This is a genomic window from Brotaphodocola sp. (genome assembly GCF_983179755.1).
On the sequence record NZ_CFAHBC010000003.1, the window covers coordinates 151,280 to 159,983 of the forward strand.

General features: G+C 49.0%; 7 protein-coding genes and 1 tRNA gene. All 8 read right to left on the minus strand.

The window, feature by feature from the left end; all coding sequences use genetic code 11:
* Nucleotides 1-139 precede the first annotated feature (139 nt).
* The 8 genes from AC4EVX_RS02645 to nifS all read right to left on the minus strand — a co-directional run bounded on the left by AC4EVX_RS02645 (nucleotide 140) and on the right by nifS (nucleotide 8,440).
* Entirely contained in the window at nucleotides 140-640 is a 501-nt protein-coding gene (locus tag AC4EVX_RS02645; protein ID WP_490159510.1) for a DUF5721 family protein, read from the minus strand.
* A gap of 115 nt (nucleotides 641-755) precedes the next feature.
* The gene (locus AC4EVX_RS02650; protein ID WP_490159511.1) at nucleotides 756-1,745 is read right to left on the minus strand and encodes a peptidylprolyl isomerase; all 990 of its coding nucleotides are present in this window, start codon (nucleotides 1,743-1,745) and stop codon (nucleotides 756-758) included.
* 136 nt (nucleotides 1,746-1,881) lie between these two features.
* Nucleotides 1,882-2,664, minus strand: a complete 783-nt coding sequence (locus AC4EVX_RS02655; RefSeq protein ID WP_490159512.1) for an HAD family hydrolase — start codon at nucleotides 2,662-2,664, stop codon at nucleotides 1,882-1,884.
* Between the two features lie 92 nt (nucleotides 2,665-2,756).
* Nucleotides 2,757-2,844 (minus strand) — tRNA-Ser (locus AC4EVX_RS02660).
* A gap of 270 nt (nucleotides 2,845-3,114) precedes the next feature.
* Nucleotides 3,115-4,449, minus strand: a complete 1,335-nt coding sequence (locus AC4EVX_RS02665) for an enolase C-terminal domain-like protein (RefSeq protein WP_308450389.1) — start codon at nucleotides 4,447-4,449, stop codon at nucleotides 3,115-3,117.
* 217 nt (nucleotides 4,450-4,666) lie between these two features.
* Nucleotides 4,667-5,737: an N-acetylmuramoyl-L-alanine amidase family protein gene (locus tag AC4EVX_RS02670; RefSeq protein ID WP_490159517.1), complete on the minus strand. Its 1,071-nt coding sequence runs from the start codon at nucleotides 5,735-5,737 to the stop codon at nucleotides 4,667-4,669.
* Between the two features lie 203 nt (nucleotides 5,738-5,940).
* Nucleotides 5,941-7,017, minus strand: coding sequence for a tRNA 2-thiouridine(34) synthase MnmA (gene mnmA / locus AC4EVX_RS02675; RefSeq protein ID WP_490159518.1), 1,077 nt, complete (start codon nucleotides 7,015-7,017; stop codon nucleotides 5,941-5,943).
* Nucleotides 7,018-7,258: 241 nt separating this feature from the next.
* Entirely contained in the window at nucleotides 7,259-8,440 is a 1,182-nt protein-coding gene (gene nifS / locus AC4EVX_RS02680) for a cysteine desulfurase NifS (RefSeq protein ID WP_490159513.1), read from the minus strand.
* Between the last annotated feature and the right edge of the window lie 264 nt (nucleotides 8,441-8,704).

Sequence of the window (8,704 nt, forward strand, 5' to 3'; positions counted from 1 at the left end):
ACTCCTTATCGAATTTTCATTCTTTAATAAGCCACTAAAGGGTATTTTAATACAGCAGAATTCAAATGTCAATAAAAAATTAGCACTCATTTCAAATGAGTGCTAATAAAATATCGCAGTTCAAAAAAATTTATCATTCTCAATTCTCTTCCGTAAACGGAATCTGCTTCGCCTTAAAGTAACGGCGCACTGCCTCATCCCACGCATACTCCGCCTGCTTATCCAACGTAAAAATATTCATCGAAAGACCCGTCACACAAATAAGCTCGCGGTTCTCATAGCGGATGTTTAAGCAGAGACTTCCGATCTGATCTGCGGTAAATCCAATTCCGGAACTCTTTAAGAAATCTTCCGTCTGATCCGGCGCAAGCTGAAGTGTGATCCGAAAACTCTCCGGCAAACGCTTCCCGCGAATCAACGAATAGCAGAACGGGCGCAGACTGCTCCAGAGCGAGTATGACCTGATCTTTTGCTCCCTGCGCTCCTCCTCCGAGTAGTATGCGGGACGAATCCGCCCGTCGATCGTGAACGTGTTAAACGTCACAATCGAGACATCACGAACCTGCCAGTGATCAAATGCCTCCCCGGCAAAGAGCTGACCGGTAAAATGTTTGAGATCCTCTATCTTCAGTGCAATCATATCTCCCGCTCCCTTCTCCTCGTCTTTCTCCTGCTATCCTTGTTATCCCTGCTATCCCTTGTCGTTTCCCATATTTCTCGTTGTTCAAAACTCTGGCTTTTGATATCTTCGTCTTCTAGTTTTCTCCATCCATCATCTGACGGTATTGCTCAAAGAAATTGTCCGTCTGTGAATCCGTTCCCTCTTTCAGAGAAAGTTTTTCCCAGAAACTTCCGTTTAACTCCACCTGATGATCCTCGGCAAAACTGTCATAGATCTGGCGGAATGCCTGATTCTTCCGCTCAAGCGCCATCTTCTGTTTGCGATCAAGCGTCGCATTCTCATCATAGTCGTTGACGCATTTCACGACATACCAGAGGTCACCGTCCTGAAAGACTGGACTGATCTGCCCACTCTCAAGCGCAAATACTGCATCCTCATACGCCTTCGAGCGTTCTCCATGTCCGACCGATTTCTCGGCACTTCCCTCTAAATTGCTCTCCTTGACTGCTGTCGCAAAATCCACGCCATCCTCCGTCACGCGATTTAAAAACGCCTGTGCCTCACTCTCCTGGGAAAACGAAGCCTCACAAACCGTAATCACTCTCGCCTCACTGTCGCTGACCTCGAGATTGACATTCTGAGTCAATGCATCAACGAGACGATTGGCGCGATGGTACGCCTCATACATCGTGTAGACATCATCCCGCGTCGCACCTGTGTAAGCACGATCCGCGTCGCTCATCGACTCGTAGTAGGAATCTGCAAGCGCATTCAGCTCCTCTTTCTCCCGCGCAGAGAGTGCGATCTGACGCTCATCTGCAAGCAGATTCATGACCTTCAGTTCTCTCAAAAACTTCTGGATCTCTTCTAACAGATACGTCTGAAAGGTCGTCCCCGCATCATCCACCACGGTGTCCCAGATCTGATCGGTATAAATCTTCTGACAACGGTTCCGCTCCGATGCCACAATCAGCATCATCTGCGCATCGGAAAATCCCTCCGTTCCCATACTCTCTGAGACAATAGAAGAAATCTTTCCGTTGCATCCCGACACACCTCCCGCCAGCATCACTGCCACCGCCACTGCCAGAAGAATCCGCTTTCTTGTTCCTGCTCTTCTCATTCTTTTCTTTCTCTCCGGTCTCCTCTCTACCCGTCTACGCAAAACAAATGTCTACTGTCTATCTGCCTGCACAAAATACATCACATCTATTTACATAATCCATCTATATAATCTATCTATATAATCTATAATCCATCTATACAAGAAATTTCAAGATTTTGAGAACGCCATCCTGCACATTGGAATCCGTCTCAAACCGCGCGGCTTCCTTCACCTCCGGACGTGCATTTGCGACTGCAAAACTGTAATATGCCTGCTTTAACATCTCAATATCGTTGAGCTGATCTCCGAACGTCATCGTCTCCTCCGGCTTGATCGACAGGCTGTCCTGAAGCAGTTTGACTGCTGCACCCTTGTTGACGCCGGTCTTCATACAGTCCATCCACATGTCGCCGGAGATCGTGATCTTCATTTTATCGTTATACTTCTCGCGGATCGCCGTTGTCGCCGGTTCAATCCCGAACTTTTTATATGCAGAAATCTTGATACACGGATCATCCACCTTGAGCACATCCTCGACTCTCTGGACACGAAACTTGTATCCGTTGACCAGCCAGTCATAAAAATCCTCATCAGGATCGTCCAAGTAGACCATATCAGGTCCACTGTACATCGCAATCAAACCAGCAGAACGGATATCCTGAATCACATCGACAACGAGATGACGATCAATCGGATTTACGATAAGGCGACGACCACAGCATCCCACATAAGCGCCATTGTCCGACAGATAAAAAATCTTTTCCTTGATCGGATCAAATACCTGCTCAATGCTCGCCCACTGTCTGCCACTCGCCGCCGCAAACTGCATCCCCGCCTTGCGCAGTTTTAAAATAACCTCGTACAGTTCCGGATTCATGTCATGTCCGCCGTCCGGCAAAAGGGTTCCGTCAATATCCGACACTACTAATTTGATCATTCCGCGCCTCCTCTTTTCCTTGAAAATACCTGCCTGTTTTTTTATCATAATACGAAAAAAACCGGTCTCAGTCGCCCGAGTCCGGTTTTCAACGGAGATGGAGGGATTTGAACCCTCGCGCCGGTTACCCGACCTACCGCATTTCGAGTGCGGACCCTTCAGCCACTTGGGTACATCTCCGTAGCTGGCACCTGCCAGCTTTTCCATTATATACGATCTTAGGAAAATTGTAAAGCAAAATCATTAATTAATTCTTCGCACTCATCCTCTTCGACTTCTTCCAAGAAATCATTTTGGATTTCCGCGTTAGACGAAAATAGGCTGTCGCACAGTAAAATACATTTACCAATGCGACAGCCCTCTTTATCTATACAGGATTTTTATGACTTTATTATGGTTTTTATAGGATTCTTAAGTTCACAGCAGTTGTATCAAGCTTGCCAGTCTCGCTTATCGAACCATACACGGCTTCTTGTTGTCGAACTTCCAGCCTGGGATCAGGTACTGCATACCAACAGCATCGTTACGAGCACCCTTGCCATAGCACTTGTCCATGTACAGCTGATGAGCCTTCATGATCTGATCACGATCTACTTCAACACCGAGACCCGGCTTCTTCGGCAGGTCGATGCATCCGCCAACGATCTGTAACGGCTCCTTGGTCAGGCGCTCACGGCCCTCCTGCCAGATCCAGTGGGTATCAATACCGTTCATCTTGCCCGGGATTGCTGCTGCACACTGTACAACCATAGCCAGAGAAATATCGAAGTGGTTGTTGGAATGGCATCCCCACATCAGACCGAAGTCGTTGCAGAGCTGACCAACACGAACGGAACCTTCCATCGTCCAGAAGTGCGGATCTGCTAACGGAATATCAACACTCTGAAGAGCGATTGCATGGCACATCTGTCTCCAATCGGTATTGATCATGTTGGTTGCAGTCGGCATCATCGTTGCCTTTCTGAACTCTGCCATAACCTCACGGCCAGAGAAACCATCCTCAGCACCACACGGATCCTCACAGTAAGCCAGAACCTTCTTCAGACCCGGTGCAACTTCCAGAGCCTCTTTTAAGCTCCAGCAACCATTCGGGTCAAGGTCTACACGTGCATTCGGGAATGCTTCCTTGATTGCGGTTACAGCCTGTAACTCCTCCTGAGGAGTGAAAACGCCACCCTTTAACTTGAAGTCCTCGAAACCGTACTTCTCGTTGGTTGCCTTTGCTAAAGCAACGATTGCCTCCGGAGTTACAGCCTCCTCATGACGCAGACGATACCAATCGCAATCGGAATCCGGCTCTTCCTCATACTCCAGATCCGTCTTCTTGCGATCTCCAACATAGAAGAGGTAGGACAGGAAACGTACCTTGTCACGCTGAATGCCGTCACCCATCAGAGCGGCTGCCGGAACGTTTAAGAACTTGCCGAGAAGGTCGAGAAGCGGAGCCTCTACTGCGGTCACTACATGTACACCGACACGCAGATCGAAGGTCTGAAGACCACGCTTGTCATCCTTTACGTTGGAAGACAGCCATGCACGAATCTTGTTCAGGGTCTGCTTGTAATCTGCAATGCTCGTTCCGATCACGATATCCTTGATCTTCTCTAAAGCATCGGTAATCTTCTCACCGCCCGGAACCTCACCGATACCCTCATTGCCCTCGCTGTCAGTCAGGATAACAATGTTACGGGTGAAGTACGGAGCATGAGCACCGCTCAAGTTCAGCTCCATGCAGTCATGACCTGCTACCGGGAAAACTTCCATTTTTGTGATTGTTGGAATCATGTGAATACCCTCCTTATATTTGAATGCCTGTTTGTTTTTCTGTTTTGCATAAGTGTTTGTATCTCTCACTGACACCATCATATCACAGGAGGAATCATAAGTAAAATTAATAGAATTTAGATTTCTCTTAATTATTTTTCTTGAGCTTTCCTATGATTCTCTTTCGATTTCCTCTTATTTTCGACAACTTCTCAAAAAACAAATTAAATGGATTGGATTATCTCTCAAAGAACTGGTCAATGCCCTCCGCGAGTCCGTCTGCAAGTGTGTTCAGCGTTGCCGAGGAGTGATCAGATGCCGTGTCTCCAAGCTCAATATCCACAGACGGAATCGTGGAGTAGGAGGTCTGCGTCAGATCCATTGCCATTGTTCCGCTTGAGAAAATCTTGACTCCGGCACTTCTCAGACCCGTGATCAGGCTGTCACCGAGTGCATGATGTTTCTGCCAGTTCGAGGCAACCGGCTCCATCGCACGGTAGGATGCTACATCAGGAACACTCATATAAAATGCGCCCTTGTCATTCTTCGTGGAATCCCAGTGCAGAGCGATATGACAATCTGCCATGTTGTTCGCAATCACGGTTCTTGCAATGTTGTCGAGCTGAACATCATCGCTGTCGCGGATCATCAACACATCATATCCCTTATCGAGAAGTTTGTCTCTGAGTTTCTGGGCCGCCTGAAGCGTTACCTTCGCCTCCGGTGTTCCATCCTGAAAGGTAGTTCCGCCGGAAACTGCGACTGCCGAGGTCGCACCGGCTCCCGTAGTTCCTCCGGTCACCTTCGGCGTTCCGTCCGGATGACACTGGGTCTTGACGGAAGATCCACCCTTCGTTCCATGTCCCGCATTCACGCAGACCACTTTTCCATTTCTTGAGGCAGAAGTTGACTGATACAGCAGGGCAGAACCCGACGTAATCTTCGCAAATCCCGCATACGTCCACTTCGGATTCAGAGAGACGACAACTGCATTTTCCGGAACACTCTGAGACGTTGTAGAAGTTGTGGAATCAGCAGAAACCGTCTTCGTCACAGTCGGTTCCACCTTTTCTGTGCTCAGATAGGTCGTCGCAACATAGCACACAGAGCCGTTGTACATCACCTGGCTCCACTCATCGCTGTATCCGATTCTCGTAAGCGTATCTCCGCGGTTGACTCTCCCGGCAATTTTTGCCGTTGTTCCAGGCTCTTTGCGCACATTGAGCTGATCCGCATTGACATAGACCGTCTCATTTCTCGTCTCCATCGGCATCATCGTTCGCTCCGTCTCATGTGCGCTCTTCTGCATTTCAAGTGTAGCCGTGGTCGTCTGCACAAGTTCCGGCGTTTCTGTCCCCTGAAACTGAGAAGCCAAAGTTCCCGCCGAAGAAGTCTCTGCTGAAACTGTCGAAACTGCCGAAACACTGCCATCGCCAGCTTGTTCCTGCTTCTGACATCCGCTCGCCATCACTGCAACCGTCATCACTGCAACCGCACACATCACTTTCTTTCTCATAAAATAGTACCTCCCCCCATTACATAATCTCCATCATAGAACACAACCGCCTGTCCCGGTGTCACAGCGCGCACCGGCTCAAGGAACCGGCACTCCACGCGATCCTCCCCAATCTCGCGGATCATACACGGCGCACCTTTGTGGCTGTAACGAATCTTTGCAACAATCTCCCGCTCCTCTCCATGCAGTCCATCAACACTCATCCAGTTGATGCGGTCACAGACAAGATAATCGGTGAAAACATCGGTTCCATCTCCGATCACAACCTCGTTCGTCTCCGGGCGGATCTCCGTCACAAACACCGGACGCCCCATCGCAAGATTGAGTCCCTTTCTCTGACCGATCGTATAGTGCGTGATGCCCTCATGACGACCGAGAATTACTCCGTTCTTGTCCACAAAATTGCCCGGTCCCGGCACATTCTGTGCATTCTCCTCAATAAACTTCGCATAGTCGTGATCCGGGATAAAGCAAATCTCCTGACTGTCCGCCTTATGCGCAACCGGAAGTCCCGCCTCATCGGCAATGCGCCGGATCTCATCCTTTGTGTAATCTCCGACCGGCATCAGAGTCCGCGCAAGCTGATCCTGAGTCAGGTTGTAAAGCGCATACGTCTGATCCTTTGCAGAAGTCACTGATTTTTTCAGCGCATATCTGCCATTTGGCAATTTGTCCACGCGCGCATAATGACCTGTCGCAATATAATCTGCTCCGATCGCAAGACTGCGGTGAAGCAGAGACTCCCACTTCACATAGCGGTTGCACGCAATACACGGATTCGGAGTGTGACCTCTTAAATACTCCGCCACGAAATAATCCATCACATGTTCCTTGAACTCATCACGGAAATTCATTACATAATAGGGGATTCCGATCTCCCATGCAACCCGTCTCGCATCATCCACAGCCGAGAGACCACAGCATCCACCGTTCTCCTGAACGACACTGCTGTCCTCATCCTGCCAAATCTGCATCGTCACGCCAACCACGTCATACCCCTGTTGTTTTAAAAGCCATGCTGCGACGGAGGAGTCCACTCCGCCCGACATTCCTACTACTACTTTCTTCGCCAATCGTGTCTTCCTTTCTTTTCCTCTTCCACCTGTTCGTAACTGTTTCATTTCATCTCTTATCAGCCTTCACAGTCACAAAATTTCTAACAAAGAATCTGGTCTGTCGAATTCTCATACAGTCCATCCACACATTCCTCTATTCATAGTTACGAGCAAAAATCCATTCCAGATCGGCTACGCCGATGGGATTTTTGCCTTCTAGCCTATGTTTTCTTACGGTCAGCGCAACAAGTGCGCAGACCTACTGAGCAGTTATAAATGCCTCATATTTCGGAGACATTTTGCGAAGGCGCTTCACGGTCTCCTCCATGCAGTCAACCACATAGTCAAGCTCTTCCTTCGTATTTTCCTCTCCTAACGTCAGGCGGAGGGAGCCGTGGGCAATATCCTTCGGAAGTCCCGTCGCCATCAGCACATGGGACGGCTCGAGGGAACCGGAACTGCATGCCGAGCCACTTGAGGCACAGATTCCTTTGCTGTCAAGGACAATCAGCAGAGATTCCCCCTCAATAAACTGGAATGCAAAGTTTACGTTGTTCGGCAGACGGAGCGTCCGGTGACCATTGACACGGGTGTAAGGAATTCTCTCCATCACACGCTCAATCAGGTACTCGCGAAGCTCCACCTCACGCTCTGCGCGCTCCTCCATCGTCTCCATCGCAAGCTCAGACGCTTTTCCCATGCCGACGATTCCCGGAACATTCTCCGTTCCTGCACGGCGTCCACGCTCCTGCGCTCCCCCGTGAATAAACGCGCGGATTCTCACGTTGCTCCGAATATAGAGGAAACCGATTCCCTTCGGTCCGCCAAATTTATGTCCGCTCGCACTCATCATGTCGATCCCGCTCTCATTGACATCGATCGGGACATGAGCATAAGCCTGCACGGCATCTGTGTGAAACCAGATTCCATGTTCCTTCGCGATCGCTCCAATCTCTGCAATCGGCTGAATCGTGCCGATCTCATTGTTCGCATACATCACAGAGATCAGGATCGTGTCCGGGCGGATCGCCTTACGAAGCTCGTCGAGTTTCACAACTCCGTTCTCATCCACGTCGAGATAGGTCACCTCAAATCCATGCTCCTCGAGATACTTGCAGGTGTGAAGAATCGCATGGTGCTCAATTTTACTCGTAATGATATGGCGACCTTTGTCCTTAAGTGCATCTGCGGTCGCCTCGAGTGCCCAGTTGTCCGACTCGCTTCCACCCGCTGTGAAATAGATCTCGGACGGCTTTGCCCCGATCGATTTTGCGATTATCTCCCTCGCCTTTGCAACCGCCTGCTTACATGGCGCTGAGAAATCATACACAGACGAAGGATTTCCATATAATTCTGTAAAATACGGCAACATGGCTTCCACGACTTCCGGTCTTGTTCTCGTCGTCGCCGCATGATCCAGATAAATATTTTTCTTTTCCATTTTTCTCCGCCTTTCCGGAAAATCTTCAAACTTTCTGTCATTTATCCTGTAACTGTTTTTCACTTTACAGTACTAAATATCCACTCATTTTTTTATTATAGCATTTGAGTGATCGAGTTTCAATCTGTCCGTATCCTATTATATGTCCTTTCCCGCAGAATTGATTCCCATTCCTGTGATGCACAAACTATATCACTGTATCACATGGAAAAATCGAGTAGGAGGCGGTGACTAACCGCCGTCCTCTCACACCACCGTGCGTAC

Bases quoted from the DNA above. Each gene is read 5' to 3' on its own strand.
- AC4EVX_RS02645 (WP_490159510.1), bottom strand. From the start codon at position 640: ATGATTGCACTGAAGATAGAGGATCTCAAACATTTTACCGGTCAGCTC.
- AC4EVX_RS02650 (WP_490159511.1), bottom strand. From the start codon at position 1,745: ATGAGAAGAGCAGGAACAAGAAAGCGGATTCTTCTGGCAGTGGCGGTG.
- AC4EVX_RS02655 (WP_490159512.1), bottom strand. From the start codon at position 2,664: ATGATCAAATTAGTAGTGTCGGATATTGACGGAACCCTTTTGCCGGAC.
- AC4EVX_RS02665 (WP_308450389.1), bottom strand. From the start codon at position 4,449: ATGATTCCAACAATCACAAAAATGGAAGTTTTCCCGGTAGCAGGTCAT.
- AC4EVX_RS02670 (WP_490159517.1), bottom strand. From the start codon at position 5,737: ATGCAGAAGAGCGCACATGAGACGGAGCGAACGATGATGCCGATGGAG.
- nifS (WP_490159513.1), bottom strand. From the start codon at position 8,440: ATGGAAAAGAAAAATATTTATCTGGATCATGCGGCGACGACGAGAACA.